Consider the following 1,041-nt stretch of genomic DNA (forward strand, 5'->3'; position numbering starts at 1 on the left):
GAGCACGGCATGAGCTCTGCCACCTTCTACAAGTGGCGTAGCAAGTACGGTGGAATGGACGCTTCCATGATGGCCAGGCTCAAGGAGCTGGAGGAGGAGAACCGGCGTTTAAAGAAGATGTACGCCGAAGAGCGCCTGAAGGCTGAGATTGTCCAGGAAGCGCTTCAAAAAAAGTGGTGAAGCCATCTCGACTCAAAGAGGTGGCGCAGGATGCGGTTAAACACAAAGATGTCAGCATACGTGTGGCTTGTGCGGCCGTTGGTATCAGTGAGACCTGCTACCGCTATCAGCCCAAACTCAGCAGCGAAAACGCCGAGATTGCCGATTGGTTGATCCGGTTAACCCATAATCAGCGCAACTGGGGTTTTGGGCTCTGTTATCTGTACCTGAGGAACGTCAAAGGCTATGGCTGGAACCACAAGCGTGTTTACCGGATATACAAGGAGTTAGAGCTCAATCTGCGTATCAAGCCGAAGAAGCGGCTTGTGAGAGAGAAACCGGAACCGTTATCGGTGCCCGAGGCTATGAATGACTGCTGGTCAATGGACTTTATGCACGACCAGCTTGAAGATGGTCGAAATTACCGGCTATTCAATGTGATTGATGACTTTAATCGTGAAGGCTTGGCGATCGAAGTGGACTTTGCCTTGCCGGCAGAGCGGGTAATACGCGCCTTAGATCAGATCATTGAATGGCGTGGTAAACCCAAGCAACTGCGGTGTGACAATGGTCCCGAGTATATCAGTGGTCTATTGGCGAGTTGGGCGGAAAACAATGGTATTGAGTTGGAATTTATCCAGCCCGGCAACCCTCAGCAGAATGCTTATATTGAACGCTATAACCGTACAGTTCGCTATGACTGGCTGGGGCAATACCTCTTCAGCTGCATCGAAGAGGTTCAGCAACACGCTACCAACTGGTTATGGACTTACAACAACGAAAGGCCGAACATGGCCTTGGGTGGCATAACGCCAGTACAAAAACTGGCGTTAGCCGCATAGCCTTCTACTTTTAGCTTCGGTTAAAAATGGGGGGATTACC

General features: G+C 50.6%; 1 protein-coding gene. It reads left to right on the top strand.

The genetic code is table 11. The features are described 5' to 3' along the window. Positions 1 to 1,001, top strand: a protein-coding gene (locus QWI17_RS03295) for an IS3 family transposase (protein WP_302721076.1) whose coding sequence is annotated in 2 segments (ribosomal slippage) — positions 1 to 166 and positions 166 to 1,001 — 1,002 coding nt annotated over the 2 segments. Because the reading frame shifts where the segments join, the coding sequence is not laid out codon by codon here. This gene is flagged as partial in the annotation. Positions 1,002 to 1,041 lie beyond the last annotated feature (40 nt).

Source organism: Gilvimarinus gilvus (genome assembly GCF_030518155.1).
Lineage (GTDB): Bacteria > Pseudomonadota > Gammaproteobacteria > Pseudomonadales > Cellvibrionaceae > Gilvimarinus > Gilvimarinus gilvus.